Raw genomic sequence first — 25,353 nt, 5'->3', positions numbered from 1 at the left:
GGCGGGCGCCCCAGGCCGAGGCAAATGCAATACCCAGGCACCGAAGAGACAATCAAGGAAGTCGTCGTCGCAACCCCCGACCAGTTGCGCGAGCGCATTCGCAAGAAGAGCCGGCTGAAGGGGCGGCAACCCGAAGAAGATTCGCTGCGGCAGGTCGGCGAACTGCTGGGCCCGCGGCCCGGCGACGGCTACCCGCGTGACCTGCTGATCGAATACCTGCACAAGGTCAACGACGCGCACGGTTGCCTGCGCGACCACCACTTGGTCGCCCTCGCGAAGCTCATGAACATCCCGATGGCGGAGGTGTTCGAGGTCGCGACCTTCTATCACCACTTCGAAGTCGTTCGCGGCGGCGACGCGGCGCCCGGCCTCACGGTGCGCGTGTGCGACAGCCTGTCGTGCGAGATGGCGGGCGCCAAGGACCTGATCGCGCGGCTGCCCGTGCTGCTCGGCCAGGCCGGGCGCGGGGATGTGCGCGTGATCGCGGCGCCGTGCCTGGGCCGGTGCGAGCAGGCGCCCGCCGTGGCCGTGCACCAGCGCGCGGTGCCGCAGGCGACGGCCGACAAGGTGCTCGCCGCGCTGGCGTCCGGCGACGCGCTGCGGGCGCAGCCGCCCGGGCCAGCGAAGCCGGTGGCGCGCTTCGAGCCCTCGGCGTGGGCCGAGCGAAGCGTGCCGCCGCTGCCCGATGCGATCGAGGTCCATCCCGCCTACACCGACTACGCGACCTACCGCGCGCACGGCGGCTACCAGCTGGTCGCCGCCCTGGTCGACAACGACAAGCAGGCCGAGACGGTGATCCGCGCCATGGAGAACTCCGGCCTGCGCGGCCTGGGCGGCGCGGGATTCCCGACCGGACGCAAGTGGCGCATCGTGCGCGAGCAGCCGGCGCCCAAGCTGATGGCGGTCAACATCGACGAGGGCGAGCCCGGCACCTTCAAGGACCGCGTCTACCTCGAACGCGATCCGCATCGCTTTCTCGAAGGGGTGCTGATCGCCGCCCGCATCGTGGGCATCGATGCCTGCTACCTGTACCTGCGCGACGAATACCACGACTGCCGCGAACTGCTCGCCGCCGAGTTGGCCAAGCTGCAGGCCGACCCGCCGTGCCCGCTGCCGCACATCGAACTGCGTCGCGGCGCGGGTGCGTACATCTGCGGCGAAGAGTCCGCGATGATCGAAAGCATCGAGGGCAAGCGCGGCGAGCCGCGGATGCGGCCGCCCTACATCGCGGAGGTGGGTCTGTTCGGCCGGCCGACGCTGGAGCACAACTTCGAGACGCTCTACTGGGTGCGCGACATCGTGCAGAAGGGACCCCAGTGGTTCGGCGGCTTCGGCCGCCACGGCCGCAAGGGGCTGCGCAGCTTCAGCGTCAGCGGGCGCGTGAAGTCGCCGGGCGTCAAGCTGGCGCCGGCCGGCATCACGGTGCAGGAACTGATCGACGAATACTGCGGCGGCATGCAGGACGGCCACGCGCTGTATGCCTACCTGCCGGGCGGCGCATCGGGCGGCATCCTGCCGGCCCGCATGAACGACATCCCGCTGGACTTCGACACGCTGCAGCCGCACGGCTGCTTCATTGGCTCCGCGGCGGTGATGGTGCTGAGCCAGCATGACCGCGCGCGCGATGCCGCGCTCAACGTGATGCGCTTCTTCGCGCATGAGAGCTGCGGCCAGTGCACGCCGTGCCGGGTCGGCACCGCGAAGGCGGCGGCGCTGATGGAGGCGCCGGCGTGGGACAACGCCACGCTCGAAGACCTCGCGCAGGTCATGGGCGATGCATCCATCTGCGGATTGGGGCAGGCTGCACCCAACCCGATACGCTGCATCCAGAAATATTTTCCGCAGGAGATTGCCGAATGAACGCGCCCGCCAAGCTGGCCGAACTGCTGCCGCAGACGGTCGAGTTCCGGCTCGACGGCAAGACCGTGGAAGCCTTCGAGGGCGAGACCATCCTGAAGGCGGCGCAACGCCACGGGGTCGACATTCCGCACCTTTGCTACAAGGACGGCCTGCGCCCCGACGGCAATTGCCGCGCCTGCGTGGTCGAGCTGAAGGGCGAGCGCACCCTGGCGCCGAGCTGCTGCCGCACGGTCGCCGCCGGCATGGAGGTTCAGGCCACCAGCGAACGGGCCCTGAAGAGCCAGAAGATGGTGGTCGAGATGCTGCTGTCGGACATGCCGGACACGGGCTACAAGTGGATCGGCGACGACGCGACCCGCCAGCACGGCGAGCTCAGCGACTGGGCGGCGAGGCTCGATGTCGCAGTGCGGCCCGAACTGAAGGCGCTGCGCCGCGAGCAGCCTGCGGCCGACGTGTCGCACCCGGCGATGGCGGTGAACCTCGATGCCTGCATCCAGTGCAACCGCTGCGTGCGCGCCTGCCGCGAGGAGCAGGTCAACGACGTCATCGGCTACGCCCTGCGCGGCGAGCATTCGAAGATCGTCTTCGACCTCGACGACCCGATGGGCGACAGCACCTGCGTGGCCTGCGGCGAGTGCGTGCAGGCCTGCCCGACCGGTGCGCTCATGCCCAAGAGCTTCATCGGCTCGCAGGCAGTCGATCGCAAGGTCGATTCGGTGTGCCCGTTCTGCGGCGTGGGCTGCCTGATCACCTACAACGTCAAGGATGAGAAGATCGTCAGCGTCGACGGCCGCGACGGCCCGGCCAACCACAGCCGGCTGTGCGTCAAGGGGCGCTTCGGCTTCGACTACGCGCACCATCCGCAGCGTCTCACCAAGCCGCTGATCCGCAAGCCCGGCGTGCCCAAGGGCTTCGACGATGCGCCGCGCCCCGGCGACTGGAGCGAAGCCTTCCGCGAGGCGAGCTGGGAGGAAGCGCTGGCGCTCGCCGCCGGCCAGCTCAAGGGCCTGCGCGACACGCACGGCCCGAAGGCGCTGGCCGGGTTCGGCTCCGCCAAGGGCAGCAACGAGGAGGCCTACCTGTTCCAGAAGCTGGTTCGCACCGGCTTCGGCAGCAACAACGTCGACCACTGCACTCGGCTGTGCCATGCGTCCAGCGTCGCGGCGCTGCTCGAAGGCGTGGGCTCGGGCGCGGTGAGCAACCAGGTCAACGACGTCGATCACGCGGAACTGATCTTCATCATCGGCTCCAATCCGACCGCCAACCATCCGGTGGCCGCCACCTGGATGAAGAACGCGGCCAGGCGCGGGGCGAAGATCGTGCTGGCGGACCCGCGCCGCACCGACATCAGCAAGCATGCCTGGCGCACCTTGCAGTTCAAGGCCGACACCGATGTCGCGATGCTCAACGCGCTGATCCACGCGGTGATCGACGAGGGCCTGGTCGACGAGGCCTTCATCCGCGACCGCGCCAGCAACTTCGAGGCGCTGCGCGACAACGTGAAGGGCTACAGCCCCGAGGCGATGGCGCCGATCTGCGGCGTGCCGGCCGAGACGCTGCGCGAAGTGGCCCGCGCCTTCGCCACGGCCAAGGGTGCGATGGTGCTGTGGGGCATGGGCATCAGCCAGCACGTGCACGGCACCGACAACGCGCGCTGCCTGATCGCGCTGGTCACGGTCACCGGCCAGATCGGCAAGCCCGGCTCCGGCCTGCACCCGCTGCGCGGCCAGAACAACGTGCAGGGGGCGAGCGATGCGGGGCTGATCCCGATGATGTTCCCCAACTACCAGCGGGTCGACAACGCTGGAGCCCATGCGTGGTTTGAGAAGTTCTGGGGCATGCCGCTCGACGAGAAACCCGGCTACACGGTGGTCGAGATCATGCACAAGGCGCTGGCGCCCGACGACGATCCGCACAAGGTGCGCGGCATGTACATCATGGGCGAGAACCCGGCCATGAGCGACCCCGACCTCAACCATGCGCGCCATGCGCTCGCCAGCCTGGAGCACCTGGTGGTGCAGGACATCTTCATGACCGAGACCGCCTGGTTGGCCGACGTGGTGCTGCCGGCCAGCGCCTGGCCCGAGAAGACCGGCACGGTGAGCAACACCGACCGCATGGTGCAGCTCGGCAAGCGGGCGCTCGATCCGCCGGGCGATGCCAGGCCCGATCTCTGGATCATCCAGCAGATCGCCCAACGCATGGGCCTGGACTGGAACTACGAGGGCGAAGAAAGCGGCGTGGCCGCGGTCTACGACGAAATGCGCCAGGCCATGCATGCCGCCATCAGCGGCATCACCTGGGAGCGCCTGCAGCGCGAGTCGAGCGTGACCTACCCGTGCCTGAGCGCGGACGATCCCGGCCAGCCGACCGTGTTCATCGACCGCTTCCCGACCGCCGACGGCCGCGTGAAGCTGGTGCCGGCCGACATCATCCCGGCCGACGAGCGGCCCGATGCCGATTACCCCTTCGTGCTCATCACCGGCCGCCAGCTGGAGCACTGGCACACCGGCAGCATGACGCGCCGTGCGAGTGTGCTCGACGCGCTGGAGCCGATGGCGACGGCCTCGATGCACCAGGCCGACCTCGATGCGATGGGGCTGGCGCCGGGCGACGTGATCACCATCCGGTCGCGCCGCGGCGAGGTGGCGATCCATGTGCGGCGCGACGACGGCACGCCGCACGGGGCGGTGTTCGTGCCCTTCGCCTACTACGAGGCGGCGGCCAACCTGATGACCAACGCAGCGCTCGACCCCTTCGGCAAGATCCCGGAGTTCAAGTATTGCGCGGTGCGGATCGAGCGCGGCGGCCAGCCCATGGCGGCTGCGGGTTACGGAACCGGCGCGACGGGGGACAATCCACCCCACCCATGGACAGCCTCGACCTGATCAAGACCTTTCGCGAGGTCGCCTCGCACGGCAGCTTTTCCCGGGCCGCGACCAAGCTCGACGTGTCGAAGGCCACGGTGAGCAAGTACATCGCCGAACTCGAGACCCGACTGGGCGTGCGGCTGCTCAACCGCTCCACGCGCGCCGTCAGCCTGACCGATGCCGGATCGCTGCTGCTGGAGCGCAGCAAGCCGATGATGGAGATGTTCGAGTTGACCCAGGCCGAGGTCCAGGAGCACGCCAGCCACCCCACCGGGCGGCTGCGCATCTCGGCGCCGCTGGGGGCGGGCCAGGGTGACCTGCCGAAGATGATCGGCGAGTTCATGGGCCACTATCCCGACGTCAGCATCAGCCTGCAGCTGCTGAACCGGGCGCCCGACATGGCGGAGGAGGGCATCGACCTGGCGCTGCACTTCGGCCCGGTCGAGGACGAGAACCTGATCGTGCGCAAGCTGGCGCGGCGCGCCCTGGTGGTGTGCGCCTCGCCGCTCTACTGGCGCAAGCACGGCAAGCCCACGCACCCGCGGGAACTGGCGGGCCACGATGCCTTGACCCAGACCCGGTTGGGCGCCCACCCCGAGTGGCGCTTCGAAGTCGATGGCAAGCCCTTCGACGTGGCGATGAAGAGCCGGATGGATGCGACCGAGGCGGCGCCCCTGATCCAGGTCGCGATGCAGGGCTTCGGCGTGATCTACATGCCCGAGATGCTGGTGCAGCCGCACATCGACCACGGCGAGCTGGTGCCGGTGCTGCAGGACTATGTGCGCAGCGACATGTGGCTGTCGGCCGCCTACCTGCAGCGGCGCCACAACAGCGCCGCCCTGCGGGCGCTGCTGGATTTCCTGGAGTCGCGCTTCAAGGGGCGGGGCGGCGCCAAGGGCTGAGCCGGACGCGGGCGCGCATCATTTCCGTTTTGAATCGTGGCATGTCCCGATTCAATTTGACGCTGTGGCGGGGTCCGCCAACACTGCCCGCCATGCAGGAACAGAAGATCGAGTTTTACCAGGGGCCGGCCGGCGGCTGGGGTGCGCTGCGCAGCGTGACACGGGCGCTGCGGGCGCAGAGCATCGCGCTGAAGGGGGCGAGGACCCTGCTGTCTGCCAACCAGCCCGATGGCTTCGACTGCCCCGGCTGCGCCTGGCCCGATCGCAACCATGCCTCGACCTTCGAGTTTTGCGAGAACGGTGCCAAGGCCGTGGCGGCCGAGGCGACCGCCCGCCGGGCCGGGCCCGAGCTGTTCGCGCAGCACACCGTCAGGCAGCTGGCCGAGCAAAGCGATTTCTGGTTGGAGGACCAGGGCCGCCTGACGCATCCGATGGCCTACGACGCCGCCAGCGACAAATACGTTCCGATCGGCTGGGACGACGCCTTCGCGTTGATCGCCCGCCATCTCCAGGCGCTGCCCGATCCGAACCAGGCCATCTTCTATACCTCGGGCCGGGCCAGCAACGAGGCCGCCTTCCTCTACCAGCTGTTCGTGCGCGAGTACGGCACCAACAACTTTCCCGACTGCTCCAACATGTGCCACGAGCCCAGCGGCAGCGGCATGCGGCCGCAGATCGGCGTCGGCAAGGGCACGGTCACGCTGGAGGATTTCGAGCACGCCGATGCGATCTTCATCTTCGGCCAGAACCCGGGCACCAACCATCCGCGGATGCTCGGCGAGCTGCGCGCGGCGCACCGGCGCGGCGCCAGGATCGTGAGCTTCAATCCGCTGCGCGAGCGCGGCCTGGAGCGCTTCGCCGACCCGCAGGACAAGCTCGAGATGGCGACGCTCGGCTCGACGCCGATCAGCACCCACTACTTCCAGCTGCGCGTCGGCGGCGATTTCGCGCTGGTCAAGGGGATGATGAAGCACCTGATCGAGTGCGAGGACGCCGGCCAGGCTACGCTCGACCACGCCTTCATCGCCGAGCATTCGGTCGGCTTCGAGGCCCTGGCGGCCGACCTGCGGGCCGAGTCCTGGGCGCTGCTGGTGCGCGAGTCGGGGCTGTCCGAGGCGCAGATCCGGGCCGCCGCCGAGGTCTACCGCCAGGCCGAACGGGCGATCGTCTGCTGGGGCATGGGCATCACGCAGCACGTCGATTCGGTCGCCACGATCCAGATGCTGGTCAACCTGCTGATGCTGCGCGGCAACATCGGCCGGCCCGGCGCCGGCGCCTGCCCGGTGCGTGGCCACAGCAACGTCCAGGGCGACCGCACCATGGGCATCTGGGAAAAGCCGCCCGCCGAACTGCTGGACCGCCTGCGCGATGTCTTCGGCTTCGAGCCGCCGCGCCAGCCCGGCTGGGACACGGTGGAGTCGATCCGCGCGATGCGCGATGGCCGCGGCAAGGTCTTCTTCGCGCTTGGCGGCAACTTCGCCGCCGCCACGCCCGACACCCACGAGACCTGGAAGGCGCTGCGCCGCTGCGATCTCACGGTGCACGTCACGACCAAGCTCAATCGCAGCCACGTGGTGCACGGGCGCGAGGCGCTGATCCTGCCTTGCCTGGGCCGCACCGAGGTCGACCGCCAGGCCGGCGGCCTGCAGGGGGTGACGGTGGAAGACTCGATGAGCATGGTCCACATGTCGGTGGGCATCAACGCGCCGGCCTCGGAGCACCTGCTGTCCGAGCCGGCGATCGTGGCGCGGCTGGCCGCCGCCACGCTGGGGGCGCGCAGCCGCACGCCCTGGCTGGCGCTGATCGAGGACTACGGGCGGATCCGCGACCGGATCGAGGCGGTGTTCGACGACTTCAAGGATTTCAACCGCCGGGTCGCCGTCCCGGGCGGCTTCCGCCTGCCCAATCCGGCGGCGCGGCGCGACTGGGCGACACCTTCCGGCAAGGCCGTCTTCTTCACGCATGCGGTGCCGCAGGACACGCCCTCGCACCGGGCGCGCGCCCGGCGGGGCGACACGGTGGTGTTCACGCTGCTGAGCACCCGCTCGCACGACCAGTACAACACCACCATCTACGGCCACGACGACCGCTACCGAGGGGTCTTCGGCCAGCGCCGCGTGGTCTTCATCCATGCCGAGGACATCCGGGCGCTGGGCCTCCAGGACGGCGACTGGGTCGACATCCACACTGTCTGGGACGATGGCCAGGAACGCCGGGCCGACCGCTTCAAGCTGGTGGCCTACGACATTCCGCGCGGCAACCTCGCGGCCTACTACCCCGAGACCAATCCGCTGGTGCCGCTGGAATCGGTGGCGCGCGATGCCGGCACGCCGGCGTCCAAGTCGATCCCGGTGGTGTTGCTGCCGCACGCGGCGGGGCCGCTGTGACGAGCGCGCTGGTCGACGCCGGTGCCGAGCTCGACGTCGAGGCCCCGGCGCCGCTGTCGCACCGAAGCGTCCGCGTGTTCGGCGAGGCCGGTGCGCCGGCGGCGGGACTGGCGCGCGGCGACGTGCTGGCGACCGAGGTGCCGGTGGCCCTGGTCTTCAACGGCATTTCGCATGCGGTGATGATGGCCACCCCGCAGGACCTCGAGGCCTTCGCCCTCGGCTTCGCGCTCAGCGAAGGGATCCTCGACCACGTGCGCGACTGCCGCGGCATCGCGTTGCGGCGGGTCGACGCGCACGAGGCCGGCCTGCCCGAGGGCATCGACGGCATCGAGGTGCAGCTCGAGATCTCGGCGCGCAGCTTCGAGCGGCTCAAGGGTCGCCGGCGCAGCATGGCCGGGCGCACCGGATGCGGCGTCTGCGGTGTCGAGAGCTTCGCGGCCCTCGACCTGCAGAGCAGCCCGGTCGCGCGGCGCGCCTGGATCGAACGGGTCGACCTGCCGACCGTGCTGCGCGCCTTCGCGGCGCTGCCGGCGCGCCAGACGCTCAATGCCGAAGCGGGCGCGCTTCACGCGGCAGGCTGGGCGACCCTGGGCGGCGAGTTGACCGACGTGCTGGAAGACGTAGGCCGCCACAATGCGCTCGACAAGCTGCTCGGGACGCTGGCCCGCGCTGGCCGGCTCAGCGAGCCCGGCTTCGTTGTCCTTTCCAGCCGCGGCAGCCACGAACTGGTTCGCAAGTGCGCGCGCCTCGGCATTGCCGCGATCGCCACCATCTCGGCGCCGACGGCGATGGGCGTGCAGGTCGCCCAGCTGGCCGGATTGCGGCTGTGGGGGCTGTGCCGGGCCCCGCGCGGCGTGCTGTACGCGGCCGGCCGCGGGCCGGATGCCAAAACTTCACGCCCCTGAAACGAACAGGAATGGATTAAGCCTTCTGTTTCGTTCTTTCGAAAGCGCACTTAAGTCCTAAGCTCGATCCCAGTTCAATGAACCACAGGAACGGGGTATGGCAAGACTGATCATCCTGGCTCGAAACAGCAGCGTGCGCCAGGTCAACATCGCAAGTCCGATCACCACCATCGGGCGGTCCGGCAGCAACAGCGTCTGCATCGACAGCCAGCGCGTGAGCCGGCATCACGCGGCGATCGAGTGGACCGGCGAGCATTTCCTGCTCACCGACATGGGCAGCCGCAACGGCACTTATGTCAACAACGAGAAGGTCAGGTCGCACGCCTTGGTCAACGGCGATGCGATCGTGGTCGGCGATTGCCAGCTGCGCTTTCTCTACAGCCGGGCCTTGCCGCCGGTCGATGCGCTTCGGCTCATGACCCAGCCGGGCGAGCTGGTGGAGATCGATGCGCACATGGCGCGCAGCGTGAACCGGCGCCTGCTCGAGCGCCGCGTGTTCGCCCGCTGACTTCAGGCGTACTGCGCCGCCATCGGACGGCCTTGCGGCGCGATCGCCTGGGCCGGCATGGCCATCGCCTGGCGACGCTCGGCGATCAGCCGGGCCACCAGCTGCGCGGCCAGCTCGAGCTTCTTGAGGTCGCGCGCCTCCAGCACCGGATCGGGATTGAAGCTGAACGAATAGAAGGTGCCGTAGATCGCACCGTCGGCGAGCACCACCGGTGCGCTCAGGTAGCAGCCCGCGGGCACTTGGGCGCGCAGCACCTGCTTGCAGAAAGCCAGCTCGAGCGGCTCGGCCTGCTCGTCGATGAACTGGGCGCGCTGCGCGTCCTCCCGGCGATGCGAGACCTGGCGGCCTTCGACGAACTCGCAGGCGAATGCGGCCTCCATCGCGTGCTGGTCGCGCAGCAGCTTGAGCACCTGATGGACTGCGGGGTCGAGCAGCGGATCGCTCATGTCCGGGGTCGCCATCAGGAGCTCGGACACGGTCACCTCGAGCGATTCGAGTGCGTGAAGGTGTTCGTAGTAGCTCATGTAGGGTCTCCGGTGGAATGTGTCCATTGGAGCCCAGAAATCCGCCAAGCTTGGAAAATGAGAACTAAGGTTTCGTTTTTGTGCGGACCTTTGTCACGAAATCCGCGCCGGGCTTGCTTCAGGATGTGACTCGGCCACCGGTGCCCGGCTTCGGCTATCGTCCCCTGCATGGCGAATCTTGAAACCCCGTCGGCCGTGGCAGCGGCCCTTCCGCGGCTGACGCAGGCGCGGGCACCGCTCACGCGCGAAGTCGAGGTGGTCGACGAGCATGGCGCGTCGAGCCGGGTGTCGATTCCTGCCGAACGCGACCTGACGATCTACGTCGACCGCCGCGAACTGGTCACGCTCATGACCCTCGGCGCGCAGCCCGAACTGCTGGTGCTGGGCTACCTGCTGAACCAGCGCCTGATCGAATCCGCGGCCGACGTCGAGTCGATCACGGTCGACTGGGAGGTCGGCGCCGCGGCCGTCAAGACCCATGCCGGCATCGACCGGATCGAGGAGCGGACCGCGAAGAAGGTGGTCACCACCGGCTGCGGGCAGGGCAGCGTGTTCGGCGAACTCATGGCCGGCATCGACAGCCTGCAATTGCCCGACACCCGCATGACCCAGGCCCAGCTCTATGCGCTGGTCGACGCGATCCGGCTCCAGGAAAGCACCTACAAGTCGGCCGGCTCGGTGCACGGCTGCGCCCTCTTCACGCTCGAGGAGGGCGACCGGGCCCGCATGCAGTGCTTCGTCGAGGACGTCGGTCGCCACAACGCGATCGACACGATCGCCGGCTGGATCGCGATGCAGCCGCGGCTGGCCGGCGGGCGCGTGTTCTACACCACCGGCCGCCTGACCAGCGAGATGGTCATCAAGTCGGCGCAGATGGGCGTGGCGATCGTCGTCTCGCGCAGCGGCATCACGCAGATGGGCCACGAGGTGGCGCAGCGGGTCGGGCTGTGCGCGATCGGGCGGGCGACCAACCGCCGCTTCCTTTGCTTCGCGGGGGCGCAGCGGCTGGTGCTGCAGCCGGGACTGGCCGGCGCCAGGCCCTAAATCCTTCGATTTCGCGGGCGCCGCCGGCTCGGCTATCGTCGGGCCCATGAATGCCTTTCTTCGCCTCGGCTGGCGCACGCTCTGGCGCGACCTGCGCGCCGGTGAACTCCGACTCCTGATCGTCGCCGTGCTGCTGGCGGTGGCGGCGTTGACCGCGGTCGGCTTCTTCGCCGACCGGCTCAAGGGCGGGCTGCAGCGCGATGCCCGCCAGCTGCTCGGCGGCGACGCGGTGCTGGCGAGCGACAACCCGACGCCGCCGGCCTTCGTCGCGCGGGCCCGCTCGCTCGGGCTGGCGGGTGCCGGCACCTACGGCTTCCCGACCATGGCGCGCGCCGGCGAGGCGCAGGGCGGTGCGAGCAAGCTGGTGGCGCTGAAGGCGGTCTCGGCCGGCTATCCGCTGCGCGGCGCGGTGCAGGTCGCGGTCGACGCCGAAGGTCCCGGACAGGCCACGCGCGAGGTGCCCGCGCCCGGCGAGGCCTGGGTCGACGGCCCGCTGCTCGACGCGCTGGCGCTCAAGGTCGGCGACACGCTGCTGCTCGGCGATGCCGGCCTGCGCATCGCCCGCGTGATCACGCTGGAACCCGACCGCGGCGCCGGCTTCATGAGCTTCGCGCCGCGCGTGATGCTGAACCAGGCCGACATTGCCCGCACCGGGCTCGTGCAGCCGGCCAGCCGGGTGAGCTACCGCTTCGCGGTGGCGGGCGACACGGCGGCGGTGAAGCGCTTCAGCGACGAGGTCGATGCCTCGATCAAGAAGGGCGAACTGCGTGGGGCCCGCCTCGAATCCTTCGAGAGCGGCCGGCCCGAGATGCGGCAGACGCTCGACCGGGCCGAGAAATTCCTCAACCTGGTGGCACTGCTGGCGGCGTTGCTGTCGGCCGTGGCGGTGGCGTTGGCGGCACGCGGCTTCGCGGCCAGCCACCTGGACGACTGCGCGATGCTGCGCGTGCTGGGCCAGAGCCAGCGGACCATCGCCGGCGCCTATGCCTTCGAGTTCGCCGTCATCGGGCTGATCGCCAGCGCGCTGGGCGTGGCGATCGGCTACGGCGTGCACTACGTCTTCGTGCTGCTGCTGGCCGGGTTGGTCGAGAGCGCGCTGCCTGCGCCCACGCTGTGGCCGGTCGCCTTCGGACTCGGCGTCGGACTCACGCTGCTGTTCGCGTTCGGCTTGCCACCGGTCTTGCAACTCGCCCGGGTCCCGCCGCTGCGCGTGATCCGGCGCGATGTCGGCGGCCTCAAGCCGGCCTCGATCACCGTGCTGGCCATCGGGGTGGCCGGGTTCGCGGCGCTGCTGGTCGCGGCCAGCAGCGACCTCAAGCTGGGGCTGATCGCGGTCGGCGGCTTTGCGGTGGCGGTGGCGGTGTTCGCGCTCCTGAGCTGGCTCGCCGTCAAGGTGCTGCGGCGCAGCGTCAACGAGACCACGGCACCGCGCTGGCTGGTGCTGGCGACGCGCCAGATCTCGGCCCGGCCGGCGTATGCGGTGGTGCAGGTGAGCGCGCTGGCGGTCGGCCTGCTGGCGCTGATCCTGCTCGTGCTGCTGCGCACCGACCTGGTGTCGAGCTGGCGCGCGGCCACGCCGCCGGATGCGCCGAACCGCTTCGTGATCAACGTCATGCCCGACCAGAGCGACGCCTTCCAGCAGAGCCTGCGCGACGGTGGCGTGCGGAAGTTCGACTGGTACCCGATGATCCGCGGCCGATTGGTGGCGATCAACGATCGGCCGGTCTCGCCGGACGACTACAGCGAAGACCGCGCCAAGCGGCTGGTCGACCGCGAATTCAACCTCAGCAACAGCGCCGAGGCGCCGCCGCACAACCAGATCACCGCGGGGGCCTGGACGCCCGATGCCGCGGGCGAACTGAGCGTCGAGGAAGGGCTGGCCCAGACGCTGGGCCTGAAGCTCGGCGATACCCTGCGCTTCGACATCGGCGGCCAGCAGAACGAGGCCCGGATCACCTCGCTGCGCAAGGTCGACTGGGGCTCGATGCACGCCAATTTCTTCGTCATGTACACGGTCGCGGCGCTGGCCGACGTGCCGGTGACCTACATGGGCGCCTTCCGCGCGCCCGAGGTCAAGGGCTTCGACAACGCGCTGGTGCGCAGCTACCCGAACGTCACCAACGTCGACATGAGCGCCACCATCGGCCAGGTCCAGCGGGTGCTCGACCAGGTGATCCGTGCGGTCGAGTTCCTGTTCGGCTTCACGCTCGCGGCCGGGCTGGTGGTGCTGTTCGCGGCCGTCACCGCGACCCGCGAGGAGCGCGCGCGCGAGTTCGCCGTGATGCGGGCGGTGGGTGCGCGGGCCAGCCTGCTGCGGCAGGTGCAGCGCGCGGAGCTGGCGGGTGTCGGGCTGCTGGCCGGCTTCCTGGCCAGCATCGTGGCCTCGGTCATCGGCTGGGCACTGGCGCGCTTCGTGTTCGATTTCACCTGGACCGCGTCGCCGCTGGTGCCGATCGCCGGTGCCCTGGCGGGCGCGGCGCTGGCGCTCGCGGCCGGCTGGTGGGGATTGCGCGAAGTGCTGCGGCGACCGGTGGTGGCGACGCTGCGGCAGGCTGCAGAGTAGCTGCGTCGGTGGGGTGGGTGCGGGTCATGTTCGGAGCGCGTGCCGAGGGCACCGGGTGGCCCCCTCCGCGAATGTCCCCCGCCTTCGGCTCCTCCTTTATTTCGCTGCGGGGGCCACCCGGTGCCCTCGGCACGGGTAGCGCCGTGCAGTGCTGCCAAGGATGAAGCACCGACTTGACGGCTCACGCCGATGGTGCGCTCTGCGCAGCGAAATAAAGGAGGAGCCCGAAGGGCGGGGGACATTCGCGGAGCAGAGTACGCCGTCGGCGTGAGCCCGCCCCGAACCAGGAATCGCCATCCAGGTCGCTACCAGCTTTCTCCGAAATTGACGAGCACATTCACCAATCGAACTTACTGTTTGGACGATTGATGCTCAATTCGTTGCCTATATGCAACTTTTCTCTTCCGGCCCGCCGTCTCTTCGCCGGGGTTCTCACGGTTCTACTCAGCTTCGTGTTGAGCGTGTGCGGGTCGCGGGACGATGCCCGCGCGCTGGCGGCGGAATGCTTCCGCAGCGTTTCCACGCTGGCGCCGATCATGGGCGGCCAAGGCGGCGCGCCCTGCGCCGCGGCGCCTGCAGGCGTGGCGTCCGAAGCGCCTGCCGCGCCCACCGCAATGGCATGGGCAAGGACGTCTTCGCCGATCGGGAGCTCGTTCTGACCCTTCACAGCACCTCGTCGCGCAATTGCGGGAACACCTTCGACACCTTGGCCAGCAGGTAGTCGCCGTAGCGGCCGCTGAAGGCATGGACGTTGGCGCGGTCCCAGCGCTCGGCGCTGTCGTCCGTGGCGGCGCTGCCCAGTCCTTCGATGCGCCGGACCCGGGCCTCGAAATTCGGATCGAAGAACAGCGGGAAAGACAGCCGGTCGCGGCCCGAGGTGTTGCGCGTCACGCGGTGCGGGGTCGACTTGTAGAGCCCGCCGGTCATGCGGTCGAGCATGTCGCCGATGTTGCAGACGAAGGATTGCGCGACGGGCGGCGCCTCGATCCAGCCGCCGGGCGTTCGCACCTGGAGTCCGCCCACGTCGTCCTGGCGCAGGATCGTGAGCAGGCCGTAGTCGGTGTGCTCGCCGACGCCCCAGTGCACGTCCATGCCGTCGGGCACCGGCTGCGTCGGGTAGTTGAAGATCCGGAACAGGATCAGGGGATCGGCCGTGTAGCGCTCGGCGAAATAGGCGGCCGGCAGGCCGAGGCTCAGCGCGATGCCTTCCATGAGGCGGTGGCCGAGCCGCGTGACGGCGTCGATGTAGGCCAGCACGGTGTCGCGGAAGCCTTCGATGTCGGGGAACAGGTTGGGCCCATGCACCGGCGTGCCGGCGCGCACCAGCGGATGGTCGGCAGGCAGCTCGGTGCCGAGATAGAGGCCCTCCTTCCAGTCGGGCCGGCCGGAGGTGAGTTCGCCGCCGAGCGGGAAGTAGCCGCGCCAGGCCCGGCCGCCGAGCGCCATGCGCCAGCGCATCTTGGTCGGCTCGTCGAGCGCGAAGAAGCGGCGGCTCAGGTCCTCGAGGCGCTGCACCAGCGCCGGGTCGACGCCGTGGCCAGTGACGTAGAAGAAGCCATGGGCCCGGCAGGCGGCGCCGATCTGCGCCGCCACCTGTTCACGCCCGGGGCCGCCGGCGACCAGGGCCGAGACGTTGATCACGGGCAAGCTTTCGCCGCGGGAGGAGGGGGTTGAATCGGCCATGGCTGCGATGGTGCCTCAAGTCTTGGGACAATGGCGTCCATGCAAATCCAGGACAAACCGCCCTTCGACACCCCTTTCGAATGGATCGGCGGCGAAGCCGCGGTCCACGCGCTGGTCGAGCGCTTCTACGATCTCATGGACCTCGAGCCAGCCTATGCACAACTGCGCGCGGTGCACGGCAGCCCGCTCGACAACGCGCGCCAGCGCCTGTTCTGGTTCCTCTGCGGCTGGCTCGGTGGCCCGCAGCACTACACCGACCGCTTCGGCCATCCGATGCTGCGCGCGCGGCATCTGCCGCAAAGCATCGGCGGCCACAGCATCGGCATCCGCGAGCGCGACGAGTGGCTGGCCTGCATGGACCAGGCGATGGGCGAGACCGGTGTGCCGGAAGACTTGCGCGAGCGCCTGCGCGGGTCGTTCTTCCAGACGGCGGACTGGATGCGGAACCGCTAGATACCGGCATGCAGGAGCTCTTCGATTCGCGGCGGGTGCACTACTTCCAGCAGATCGTCGCCAGCGGGTCGGTGCGCGCCGCCGCCGAGCAGCTCGGCGTCGAGCCTTCGGCCGTGAGCCGGGCGGTTGCGCTGCTCGAGAAGGAATGCGGCATGAGCTTGCTGGAGCGTCGCGGCCGCGGCGTCGTGCCGACCGATGCCGGCCGGCTGCTGGCCACCTACGCGCGGCGCCAGCTCGACGTGCAGGCGACCTTCTATGCCGAGGTCGACAACCTGCGCCATGCCAGCCGGGGCCATGTCGACATGGTGCTGGGCGAGGGCATGCTGGACCTGTTCTTCGAGCCGCTGATCGCCGACTTCGTGCGCGGCCATCCGCAGGTCACGCTGGCCGTGCACGTCGCCAGCACCGCGGGCAGCGTCGATCTCATCGTCGAGGACCGGGCGCACATCGGACTGGTCTTCCAGCCGCCGCACGACGTCCGCCTGCGTTCGCACCGCAGCACGCCATCGGCGCCAATCCAGGCCATCGTGCATCGCAGCCATCCCCTGGCGCGCATCGGGCGGCCATTGCAGCTCAGCGACCTGCTGGACTATCCGGGCGCCGCGATGATGGACAGCTTCGGCGTGCGCCAGCACGTGCAGGCCGCGGAGGTCAGCGAGCAGGTGCAGCTGCGCAACGTGGTCACGACCAGTTCCTTCAAGCTGCTGTGGCAGTTCGCCGAGGCCGGCCTGGGCTATGCGCTGACCACGGCGAGCGCGCCCTACACGTCGCGGATCGGCATGCCGGACGTGGTCGCGTTGCCGATGGCGAACCCCATCCTGAACCGCGGAAGCACCCATGTGATGACCCGCGTGGGCCGGCATCTGTCGCCGGCAGTGAATGCGTTGCTGGCGCATCTGGTCGAGGGGCTCGAGTCGCGTGGCTGAGGCAATTGCCTTTTCGGCAACGATTCTCCGTCGCAAGCGACATTGATCGCCAGGTCGCCGCTGTCGAGAATTCCGGCCCATGCCTTGCTCGACGCCTCGGACCTCGGAAGAACTGCTCGCGGACATCCGCCGGATCGCACCGGAACTGGTGCAGCTGCGACGGCAGATCCACGCCCACCCCGAACTGGCCTTCGAAGAGGTCCGGACCAGCAACCTGGTGGCCGAGAAGCTCGTCGAATGGGGCTACGAGGTCGAACGCGGCATCGCCGGCACCGGACTGGTCGGCCAGCTTCGCAAGGGGCGCGGCGAACGGCGGCTGGGCCTGCGCGCCGACATGGACGCGCTGCCGATCGTCGAGCGCACCGGGCTGCCCTACAGCAGCACCGTGCACGGCAAGATGCACGCCTGCGGCCATGACGGCCACACGGCGATCCTGTTGTGCGCGGCGAAGTACCTGGCCAGCCATGGCCGGTTCGACGGCACGCTGAACCTGATCTTCCAGCCGGCGGAAGAGAACGAGGGCGGCGCCCTGCGCATGATCGACGAGGGCCTCTTCGAGCGCTACCCCTGCGACAGCATCTATGCGCTGCACAACGCGCCGGGCCTGCCGGTGGGGCACATGGCGATGAGCGCCGGGCCCGCGATGGCCTCCTTCGACCGCGTCACCATCGAACTCACGGGCGTGAGCGCCCATGGGGCCATGCCGCACCACGGCGTCGATCCGATGCAATGCGCCGCGAGCATCGTGCTGGGCCTGCAGAGCCTGGTGTCCCGCGAGGTCGACGCCCAGCGCGCCGCGGTCATCACCGTGGGCTCGGTCCAGAGCGGGGATGTGTTCAACATCGTGCCTGAGCGCGCCCTGATCAAGATCGGCGTCCGCGCGCTGGAACCCGGGGTGCGGGCGCAGATCGAGCGCCGCATCAAGGGCTTCGTGCAGGCCCAGGCCGAGAGCTACGGGCTGGGCTGCCGCATCGACTACGTGAACAAGTATCCGGTGCTGGTCAACGAGGCCGAGCACACGGCTTTCGCCCGCCAGGTGGCCATCGAACTGCTCGGCGACCACAGGGTCTCGGAACGCGAACCGACCATGGGCAGCGAAGACTTCGCCTGCATGCTGCAAAGGGTGCCGGGCGCCTATGTGCGGCTGGGCAACGGCGTCGGTGCCGACGGCGGCTGCATGGTCCACAACCCGGGCTACGACTTCAACGACGAAGCCCTGCCGGTCGGCGCGGCCTACTGGGTCCGGCTGGTGCACGCCGCACTGACCTGAGCGGCGGCGCCAGCCCGAAGGCGGCCAAGAGAAGACAGACATCCAAGGAGCAAGCACCCATGTTCACCCTCTCAAGACGATCCCTCATCGCGGCCGCTGCCGCCGCGGCCACGCCGCCGGGCTGGGCGCAGTCCGGGTCCTATCCGAACAAGCCGCTGACGCTGATCGTTCCCTATCCGGCCGGTGGCGCCAGCGATGGGGCGGCGCGCATCTTCGCGGAGGCGATCGGCAAGGACATGAAGCAGCAGGTGGTGGTCGAGAACATCGGCGGCGGCACCGGCTTGCTCGGCGCCAACAAGGTGCTCGCCGCGGCGCCCGACGGCTACACCTTCTTCCACGGCTCGGCCAACGAAGTGATCCTGGCGCCGCTGCTCAACGCGGCCGCCAGGTACAAGCCGACCGATTTCAAGTTCGCGCAGCCGACCACCGAAGCCGTCATCGTCCTGCTGGTGCGCAACGGACTCGGCGTCGGCACCTTCGATGAATTCCTCGAACATGCGCAGCGGAACAAGGCCAGGCCGTTGAGCTTCGCGACGGTCGGCATCGATTCGCTCTACCACCTGATGGGCGACGCGATGGCCAGGCGCACGGGCGCCAGCTTCCTGCATGTGCCGTACAAGGGGGCCGCACCGGCCATCCAGGACTTGGCGGGCGGGCAGGTCGACTTCGCCATCCTGCCGTACCAGTCCATCATGGACGGCATGGCCCAGCAGGGCCGCCTGAAGGTGCTGACCAGCTTCTCGAGGACGCTGCCTTCGACCTTGAAGCACATCCCGACCATCGACGCCAGCAAGCGGCTGCCCGATTTCGAGTACACGATCGGGGCCGGCTACCTGGTGCGAAAGGAGACGCCGAACGAGATCGTTGAACGGCTGCGGGCCTCGGTAGGCCATGCGCTGAGGCAGTCCGACGTGCGCACCCGGCTCGAAGCCGAAGGGCGAACGGTGCTGCAGCCGTTCGCGACCCAGGCGCAGGCGGATGCCTACCTGGCCGCCCAGATCGACCGCTATGCGCGCTTGCTGAAGGAGATCGATCGCGAGCCTGCGCGCTGAGCGCGCTTCGCGGGCTGCCGCGGCTCAGCGCCGCGATGGCGCCAGCAGCACCACCAGCGCCCCGCCGCCGCCCTCGGCGGGCTTGGCCTGCACGAAGGCCAGGGTCTCGTTCTTCTGGATCAGCCAGCGCTGAACCTTGGCCTTGAGCACCGGCTGCTTGCCCGGCGAGCCGTGGCCCTTGCCGTGCACCACGCGCACGCAGCGAACGCCCTGCTTCCAGGCCTCCCGGATGAAGGCGCCGAGCGCCTCGCGGGCTTCGTCGCTGCGCATCCCGTGCAGATCGAGCTGGCGCTGGATCGACCATTCGCCGGCCCTCAGCTTGCGCGTGACATCGGTATGGATGCCGGGCCGCCGGAAGCTCATCGCATCGTCGGCGTCGAGCAGGGTGCTGACGTCGAATTCGTCGGACAGCGATTCGCGCAGCACGCGCTGCTCATCGAGCTGCTGCTGGACCGGGATCGGCGCCGGCGGCTCGGGGGCCAGGGGTACCGAGGCCTTCCTGCGCAGCGGCTGGGTGGCGCCGATCGCGCGCGAGAACAGGTCCTGGTCGGCGAGGCGCTTCTTCTGCCCGGCGGCCCGCTCGGCCGCCGCAGCCGCTTCGCGCTCCCGTTGCTCGGCGAGTGAGCGTTGCACCTGCTTGAGATCGGAGAGGCTCTTGAGGCTGTTGGATTTGGCAGGCATGGTGTGGAGCCTAACGCTCACGGGGAGACCGTGGCGTCGATCGGGCAATGCAGTTCGAGCGTCGTGCCGGAGTCGTTGCTGTGGACGGCCAGCCTGCCGCCCAGCCGTGCCGCGCGGGCCTCCATGTTCTTCAGGCCCATTCCGCTGCTCTGCCTCGACGCCGCATCCGGCGCGACGCCCCGACCGTTGTCGCGGACCGAGAGCGCGAGCTGTCCGCCCGCCGCCTCGATGGCGACATCCACCCGGGTCGCACCGCTGTGCTTGATCACGTTGGCGAGCGCTTCCTGCAGCACGCGCAGGAAATCCAGGTCCCGCTTGCCGCCCAGCCGGCAGGACTGCAGCCCGGCGAAGCGCCAGCGGCATTCGATGTCGGCCGCTTCCAGCAGGCGTGTGCTGCGGTGGCGCAGGGGCAGCAGCCGCTCCGCCAGTTCTTCGGTGTCGTCGAAGGCCGAACTCTCGATGATCAGGCGCAGGTCGTCGTTCACTTCCCTGAGCGCCCACAGCGCGCCGTCGTCGCTGTCAGGCCGGTTGCCCAGCGAATGGATGTGGCTGCTGAGGGTCATGCCGAGCCCGTCGTGCAGATCGCGCACCAGGCTCAGGCGCTCGGTCAGCCGGGTCTGCACCAGTTCCGCCGCATGCTGCCGGCTGAGCCCGTCGGCCAGGCGCCGCGTGGCCTCTTCCACGCGCTGCTTGAGCTCGGCGTTGAAGTGCTCCGCCAGTCGCATGTCCTTGACCATGCGCCAGGTCAGCACAAAGGAGATTCCCAGCAGCGTCGCACTCGACGACAGCGTGGCGTAGTAGCGGTTGCCCGGCAGGTATTCGAGGAACACCAGCGTGTCGTGCACGCCGGCCATCAAGGGGATCACCAGGAAGGCCGCGAGCACGGCCGCCTCGAGTTGGCGCGAGCGGAACGCATGCCGCAGGATCACCACGCAGCCGCCGACATAGAGCAACAGCGTTGCCAGCACGGTGTGGTTGCGCACCTGCACCTGGATTGCCGACGGCGCCAGCATGAGCGCCGCGATGCCAGCCCCCGAGCTCAGGAGGAGGATCCACCGCAGCCCCGCGCCGGCCAGCTGGCAGAAGTGCAGTGCGAACATCAGGAAGCAGCCGATGCTCGCGAGCATCGCGATGTGGTTGGCGCGCTGGAAGGCCTCGGTGCTGTCGAAGGGCCAGGTCCCCAGCGCCACGTAGTTGTACGAATAGGCCACCCACAGCAGGCAGAACAGGCTGAACCAGCCATACGACCGCTCACTGCGCCGCATCAGCCAGAGCATGCCGTAGAGCACCCCCATGACCAGGGTCAGGCCGATGCCGAGCAAGGGCAGCGACCGGTGAACCAGGGTCGCGCGGCGGTACGTTGCCCGCACCAGTTCGGGTTCGCCGAGCGTGACCGCGCCGAGCCCCGGCTGGTAGGCCGCCAGCCCGGAAACACGCACCAGCAGTTCATTGGCGCCGGGGCGCAGGAGCGGGGCGTCGAGTACCCAGTAGCGCGGCAGGTTCCAGGCGCGCGAGAGCGGCTCCACGAGGTCGCTGTCGCCGCCGATCAGGCTGCCGTTGAGATACACGGCGCCCGCCATGTTGAAGTGGCTGGCCATCAGGCCTTTGGGCCGCAAGCCGGCGGGGTCCGCGGGCTCGGACCAGCGCAGGCGATACCACACGACGCCGTCGAATCCGGGCCAGCGCGAAGTCCAGCTGTCCGGCAGCGTGACGGCCGTCCAGCCCCCTGCGGGTTGCGCGCCGGCATTCCAGTCGGAACGCGCCGCCTCGATGCGCTCGAAGGCATGCGCTGTGCCGGTGATGAAGAGGCAGGCCAGCCACAGGCCTGCCCAGCGCATCAGGGCAGCAAGCCCTTCGCCCGCGCGCTGTACACCGCGCCCGCGCGCGAGTGCACCGCGAGCTTGCGGTAGATGTTCTTGGCGTGGCATTCGACGGTGTTGATGGACAGTGAGAGGCTCTGGGCGATCTCGCGGTTGCTGTGGCCTTGCGCCACCAGCTGCAGAACCTGCGTCTCTCGGGCGCTCAGCTGGGCGGGCGGCGTGGTCGCCGGGGCCGCGCCGATGTTAGCAAGCGCGCCCGGACCGGGTTGCGGCGCGGCCATCAGCTGGAGGATGCGACGCGCGATCACCGGATCGATCGGCGCGCCGCCACGCCGCATGCTGCCCAGCGACAGCTCGAGCTCGACGTCGCTGCCGTTCTTCAGCAGGTAGCCGACGGCGCCGCCGCGGATCGCCTGCAGCACCGTCGCATCGTCGCCGAGGCTCGAGACCACCACCGCGTCGACCGTGGGTGCGTGGGCCTGCATCCAGGGCAGGAGCTCGAGGCCGTTGCCGTCGGGCAGGCCGATGTCGAGCAGCGCCAGGTCGAAGCGGCCGGCCGACAGCTGCTCGCGCGCCTCGGCCAGCGAACCGGCCATCGCGCAGCGGGCCTCGGGTGCGGCTTGGGCGGTCACCCGTTCGAGGCGCACGCGCACCGACGGGTCGTCATCGACGATCAATATGTCTTCCACGGCCACCTTTGCATCCTTGGGGTCCGGCATTGTCGGTCGAACCCGGATCAGTTACGTTTAGTTTCTATTGTTGGCTACAACGGAAGTGTTCTCAGAGCATGCCGCCCTCGGCCATGGACAGCGCGCCGCCGCGAGCCACGATCACGTGGTCGAGCACGCGCACGTCGATCAGCGCCAGCGCGGCCTTCAGCGTCTGGGTGAGCGACTGGTCGGCGCGCGAGGCTTCCACCGAGCCGCTCGGGTGGTTGTGCGCCAACACCACGGCGGCGGCGTGGTGGTGCAGCGCGCGCGTGACCACCTCCCGCGGATAGACGCTGGTCTGGGTCAGGGTGCCGCGGAACAGCTCTTCCATGGCGATCAGCCGGTGTTGCGCGTCGAGAAACAGGGCGGCGAAAACTTCATGCGGCCGGGCGGCCAGGTGCAGCTGCAGGTACTGCTTGACGGCGCCGGGAGAGTCGAAGACCGCGCGCTCCTTCAGCCGCTCGGCCATCGCGCGGCGCGCGAGCTCGAGCACCGCCGCCAGTTCGGCACGCTTGGCGGTGCCGCCCAGGCCCTTGACCTGCTTCAGGTCGTCGAGCCCGGCGTGGAGCAGGCCGGAGAGGCCGTCGAAGCGATCCAGCAGTTCCTGCGAGAGCTGCAGCACGTTCTTGCCGCGCAGGCCGGTGCGCAGCAGCAGCGCCAGCAGTTCGGCATCGGCCAGCGCGCCGGCGCCGAGCGCGATGAGTCGCTCGCGCGGCCGCGCGCCATCCGGCAGGTCCTTGAAAGACATGGTGCCTACGGGGTTCTGACCCCACTCCCTAAAATAGGGGCCCAGTCTATAGGGACCCCTCACCTTGTCTTCGATTTCCACCGCCGCCGTCGTCACGCCCGGTTCCTTCCTCACGCTGCACTACCGGCTGTCCGGTCCTGCGGGCGACATCATCAACACCTTCGACGACAAGCCGGCCACGCTGTCGCTCGGCACCGGCGAGCTGTCGCCGGCGGTCGAGCAGCGCCTGATCGGCCTGGCGGAAGGGGCGCACGCCACCTTCGAGCTGCCGGCGGGCGAGGCCTTCGGCGAGCGCAACGTCGAGATGCAGCAGTGGGTCGCGCGCAAGCTGCTGACCCAGATCGGCGACCCCGACGAGCCATACGCCATCGGCGACGTGATCCAGTTCCCCACACCCGACGGCACCGGCAGCTATGCGGGCGCGGTGATCGAGTCGAACGCGACCGCGGTGCGCTTCGATTTCAACCATCCACTCGCAGGGCAGCCCGTGACCTTCGAAGTGAAGCTGATCGGCGTCCTGTGAACGGAATCGAAGAAGTCATCCTGGCCGAGCCGCGCGGTTTCTGCGCCGGCGTCGACCGCGCGATCGAGATCGTCGAGCGCGCCATCGCCAAGTTCGGCGCGCCGATCTACGTGCGCCACGAGATCGTGCACAACACCTACGTGGTCAACGAGCTCAAGGCCAAGGGCGCGGTCTTCATCGAGGACCTGGCCGATGTGCCGCCCGGCGCCACGCTGGTGTTCAGCGCCCACGGCGTCAGCAAGGCGGTGCAGGCCGAGGCGCGCGCGCGCGGCTTCGAGATCTTCGACGCCACCTGCCCGCTGGTGACCAAGGTCCACGTCGAAGTGGCCAAGCTGGCCAAGGAAGGCTACGAGTTCATCATGATCGGCCACAAGGGACACCCCGAGGTCGAGGGCACGATGGGACAGCTGTCGAGCGGCATCCACCTGGTCGAGGACGTGGCGGACGTGGCGCAGGTGGCGCCGGCCCAGACGGCGAAGCTCGCGGTCGTGACGCAGACCACGCTGTCGGTCGACGACGCGGCCGAGATTTCGGCCGCGGTGCGGGCGCGCTTTCCGAGCGTGCGCGAGCCCAAGCAGCAGGACATCTGCTATGCCACGCAGAACCGGCAGGACGCCGTCAAGATGCTGAGCCCGCAGGTCGACCTGGTGATCGTGGTCGGCAGTCCGACCAGTTCCAACAGCAACCGGCTGCGCGAACTCTCGCAGCGCCTCGGCACCGAAAGCTACATGGTCGACTCCGCCGCGGAACTGCAGCCCGAATGGTTCGAGGGCAAGTCCCGCATCGGCCTCACGGCGGGCGCCTCGGCGCCCGAGGTGCTGGTGCGTGAGGTGATCGACCGCATCAAGGCCCTGGGCGCGGTGTCCGTGCGCAAGATGGACGGCATCCAGGAGACCCTGAAGTTTCCGCTGCCCAAGGGGCTCAAGCTCGACGACATCCCGCCGCCGGGGCACATCTCGTGAGCGGCGACTTGCAGCACGACTGGCGCGGCGACGTCGAGGCCGCCGCGCGCCGGATTCGCGAGCGCGCGCCGCACTTCCTGCGCGAGACGCCGCTGTGGAAGCTCCCGGGGCGCGCGCTGGGCGTGGACACGCCGGGTGTCGAAATCTGGCTCAAGCTCGAGCATCTGCAGGTGAGCGGCAGCTTCAAGGCGCGCGGCATGATGAACCGGCTGCTGGCCAACGAGATTCCGGCCAGCGGCGCCATCGTGGCCTCGGGAGGCAATGCCGGCATCGCCACCGCGGCGGCCGCGCAGGCGCTCGGCGTGCCTTGCGAAGTTTTCCTGCCCGAGGTGTCGCCCGAGGCCAAGCGTGCCCGGCTGCGTTCGCTCGGTGCCAGGGTGGTGGTCGGCGGTGCCGCATACGCCGATGCGCTCGCGGCCTGCCTGCAGCGGCAGCGCGAGACAGGCGCCTTGCTCACGCATGCCTACGACCAGCCCGAGGTGGTGGCCGGTGCGGGCACGCTGGGCCGCGAGATCGAGCAGCAGGGCGGCCTGCCCGACGCGGTGCTGGTGAGCGTCGGCGGCGGCGGCCTGATCGGCGGGCTGGCGGCCTGGTTCGAACGGCGCAGCCGCGTGGTGGCGCTCGAACCGGAGCGCGCACCGACGCTGGTGCGGGCCCGCGAGGCGGGCGAGCCGGTCGACGTCGAGGTCGGCGGCATCGCGGCCGACTCGCTCGGCGCGAAGCGCATCGGCGGGATCGCCTGGGAGCTCACGCAGCGCCATGTCGGCGATGCGCTGTTGCTGCCCGACGATGCCATCCGCGCCGCCCAGTCCTGGCTGTGGAAAGAGCTGAAGCTGGGGGTTGAGGCGGCTGCGGCGCTGCCGCTGGCCGCGCTGCAGACCGGCGTCTACGCGCCGCGCGAAGGCGAGAAGGTCTGCCTGATCGTCTGCGGCGCCAACGTCGATCCGGCGACGCTGGGCTGA

The 25,353-nt window shown here is 69.4% G+C and carries 22 protein-coding genes; 15 read left to right on the top strand and 7 right to left on the bottom strand.

Going from position 1 to position 25,353, the window contains the following annotated elements:
• The first annotated feature begins 24 nt into the window (after nt 1-24).
• From QTI68_RS18280 to QTI68_RS18255, 6 genes are all read left to right on the top strand, one after another.
• A complete protein-coding gene (locus QTI68_RS18280; protein WP_286523335.1) occupies nt 25-1,860 on the top strand; it encodes an NAD(P)H-dependent oxidoreductase subunit E in 1,836 nt (611 codons plus the stop codon).
• Nucleotides 1,857-4,748, top strand: coding sequence for a formate dehydrogenase subunit alpha (fdhF, locus tag QTI68_RS18275; RefSeq protein ID WP_286523333.1), 2,892 nt, complete (start codon nt 1,857-1,859; stop codon nt 4,746-4,748). The genes QTI68_RS18280 and fdhF overlap by 4 nt, the downstream gene beginning before the upstream one ends.
• Nucleotides 4,730-5,632: a LysR family transcriptional regulator gene (locus QTI68_RS18270; RefSeq protein ID WP_286523331.1), complete on the top strand. Its 903-nt coding sequence runs from the start codon at nt 4,730-4,732 to the stop codon at nt 5,630-5,632. The genes fdhF and QTI68_RS18270 overlap by 19 nt, the downstream gene beginning before the upstream one ends.
• A gap of 92 nt (nt 5,633-5,724) precedes the next feature.
• Complete coding sequence (locus QTI68_RS18265; RefSeq protein ID WP_286523954.1) at nt 5,725-8,019, top strand: FdhF/YdeP family oxidoreductase; 2,295 nt, start codon at nt 5,725-5,727, stop codon at nt 8,017-8,019.
• Entirely contained in the window at nt 8,016-8,924 is a 909-nt protein-coding gene (fdhD, locus tag QTI68_RS18260; RefSeq protein ID WP_286523330.1) for a formate dehydrogenase accessory sulfurtransferase FdhD, read from the top strand. The genes QTI68_RS18265 and fdhD overlap by 4 nt, the downstream gene beginning before the upstream one ends.
• 97 nt (nt 8,925-9,021) lie before the next feature.
• Nucleotides 9,022-9,432, top strand: coding sequence for an FHA domain-containing protein (locus QTI68_RS18255; protein WP_286523328.1), 411 nt, complete (start codon nt 9,022-9,024; stop codon nt 9,430-9,432).
• Nucleotides 9,433-9,434: 2 nt separating this feature from the next.
• Here the strand turns inward: QTI68_RS18255 and QTI68_RS18250 are convergent, their stop codons facing one another.
• Nucleotides 9,435-9,956 (bottom strand): hypothetical protein, encoded by a 522-nt coding sequence (locus QTI68_RS18250; protein WP_286523327.1) that lies wholly within the window; start codon nt 9,954-9,956, stop codon nt 9,435-9,437.
• Nucleotides 9,957-10,124: 168 nt separating this feature from the next.
• Between QTI68_RS18250 and QTI68_RS18245 the strand changes: the two genes are divergently transcribed.
• Both QTI68_RS18245 and QTI68_RS18240 read left to right on the top strand, forming a co-directional pair.
• The gene (locus QTI68_RS18245) at nt 10,125-11,000 is read left to right on the top strand and encodes a formate dehydrogenase accessory sulfurtransferase FdhD (RefSeq protein WP_286523325.1); all 876 of its coding nucleotides are present in this window, start codon (nt 10,125-10,127) and stop codon (nt 10,998-11,000) included.
• Nucleotides 11,001-11,046: 46 nt separating this feature from the next.
• A complete protein-coding gene (locus tag QTI68_RS18240) occupies nt 11,047-13,563 on the top strand; it encodes an ABC transporter permease (RefSeq protein ID WP_286523324.1) in 2,517 nt (838 codons plus the stop codon).
• A gap of 337 nt (nt 13,564-13,900) precedes the next feature.
• Here QTI68_RS18240 and QTI68_RS18235 read toward each other — a convergent pair whose 3' ends face one another.
• Nucleotides 13,901-14,230, bottom strand: a complete 330-nt coding sequence (locus tag QTI68_RS18235) for a hypothetical protein (protein WP_286523322.1) — start codon at nt 14,228-14,230, stop codon at nt 13,901-13,903.
• Nucleotides 14,227-15,246 carry an isopenicillin N synthase family dioxygenase gene (locus tag QTI68_RS18230; protein WP_286523321.1) on the bottom strand — a complete coding sequence of 340 codons (1,020 nt, stop codon included), beginning with the start codon at nt 15,244-15,246 and terminating at the stop codon, nt 14,227-14,229. The genes QTI68_RS18235 and QTI68_RS18230 overlap by 4 nt, the downstream gene beginning before the upstream one ends.
• Nucleotides 15,247-15,285: 39 nt before the next feature.
• Between QTI68_RS18230 and QTI68_RS18225 the strand changes: the two genes are divergently transcribed.
• The 4 genes from QTI68_RS18225 (at nt 15,286) to QTI68_RS18210 (ending at nt 18,947) form a co-directional block, all read left to right on the top strand.
• Nucleotides 15,286-15,699 carry a group II truncated hemoglobin gene (locus tag QTI68_RS18225; RefSeq protein WP_286523320.1) on the top strand — a complete coding sequence of 138 codons (414 nt, stop codon included), beginning with the start codon at nt 15,286-15,288 and terminating at the stop codon, nt 15,697-15,699.
• Nucleotides 15,700-15,707: 8 nt separating this feature from the next.
• A complete protein-coding gene (locus QTI68_RS18220) occupies nt 15,708-16,625 on the top strand; it encodes a LysR family transcriptional regulator (RefSeq protein ID WP_286523318.1) in 918 nt (305 codons plus the stop codon).
• A 79-nt stretch (nt 16,626-16,704) separates the two neighbouring features.
• Nucleotides 16,705-17,895 (top strand): M20 aminoacylase family protein, encoded by a 1,191-nt coding sequence (locus tag QTI68_RS18215; RefSeq protein ID WP_286523316.1) that lies wholly within the window; start codon nt 16,705-16,707, stop codon nt 17,893-17,895.
• A gap of 59 nt (nt 17,896-17,954) precedes the next feature.
• Nucleotides 17,955-18,947: a tripartite tricarboxylate transporter substrate binding protein gene (locus QTI68_RS18210; protein ID WP_286523315.1), complete on the top strand. Its 993-nt coding sequence runs from the start codon at nt 17,955-17,957 to the stop codon at nt 18,945-18,947.
• Between the two features lie 24 nt (nt 18,948-18,971).
• On the opposite strand, the gene QTI68_RS18205 is transcribed toward QTI68_RS18210, so the two are convergent.
• The 4 genes from QTI68_RS18205 to radC form a co-directional block, all read right to left on the bottom strand.
• Nucleotides 18,972-19,628, bottom strand: coding sequence for a Smr/MutS family protein (locus QTI68_RS18205; protein WP_286523313.1), 657 nt, complete (start codon nt 19,626-19,628; stop codon nt 18,972-18,974).
• 17 nt (nt 19,629-19,645) lie between these two features.
• Nucleotides 19,646-21,466 carry a sensor histidine kinase gene (locus QTI68_RS18200; protein ID WP_286523312.1) on the bottom strand — a complete coding sequence of 607 codons (1,821 nt, stop codon included), beginning with the start codon at nt 21,464-21,466 and terminating at the stop codon, nt 19,646-19,648.
• Complete coding sequence (locus tag QTI68_RS18195; RefSeq protein WP_286523311.1) at nt 21,466-22,167, bottom strand: response regulator transcription factor; 702 nt, start codon at nt 22,165-22,167, stop codon at nt 21,466-21,468. The genes QTI68_RS18200 and QTI68_RS18195 overlap by 1 nt, the downstream gene beginning before the upstream one ends.
• 61 nt (nt 22,168-22,228) lie before the next feature.
• Nucleotides 22,229-22,906, bottom strand: a complete 678-nt coding sequence (radC, locus tag QTI68_RS18190) for a RadC family protein (protein ID WP_286523310.1) — start codon at nt 22,904-22,906, stop codon at nt 22,229-22,231.
• 64 nt (nt 22,907-22,970) lie between these two features.
• Between radC and QTI68_RS18185 the strand changes: the two genes are divergently transcribed.
• From QTI68_RS18185 to QTI68_RS18175, 3 genes are read left to right on the top strand one after another with little or no spacing between them, the layout of a single operon-like run.
• Nucleotides 22,971-23,429, top strand: a complete 459-nt coding sequence (locus QTI68_RS18185) for an FKBP-type peptidyl-prolyl cis-trans isomerase (RefSeq protein ID WP_286523309.1) — start codon at nt 22,971-22,973, stop codon at nt 23,427-23,429.
• Nucleotides 23,426-24,391 carry a 4-hydroxy-3-methylbut-2-enyl diphosphate reductase gene (gene ispH / locus QTI68_RS18180; protein WP_286523307.1) on the top strand — a complete coding sequence of 322 codons (966 nt, stop codon included), beginning with the start codon at nt 23,426-23,428 and terminating at the stop codon, nt 24,389-24,391. Before QTI68_RS18185 ends, ispH begins: the two co-directional genes overlap by 4 nt.
• The gene (locus tag QTI68_RS18175; RefSeq protein ID WP_286523305.1) at nt 24,388-25,353 is read left to right on the top strand and encodes a threonine/serine dehydratase; all 966 of its coding nucleotides are present in this window, start codon (nt 24,388-24,390) and stop codon (nt 25,351-25,353) included. The genes ispH and QTI68_RS18175 overlap by 4 nt, the downstream gene beginning before the upstream one ends.

Origin of the sequence: Variovorax sp. J31P207, assembly GCF_030316965.1 — a bacterium.
Classification (GTDB): Bacteria; Pseudomonadota; Gammaproteobacteria; order Burkholderiales; family Burkholderiaceae_C; genus Variovorax; species Variovorax ginsengisoli_B.
Note: the sequence above shows the minus strand (reverse complement) of the source record. Positions and strands in the feature narration are given on the sequence as shown.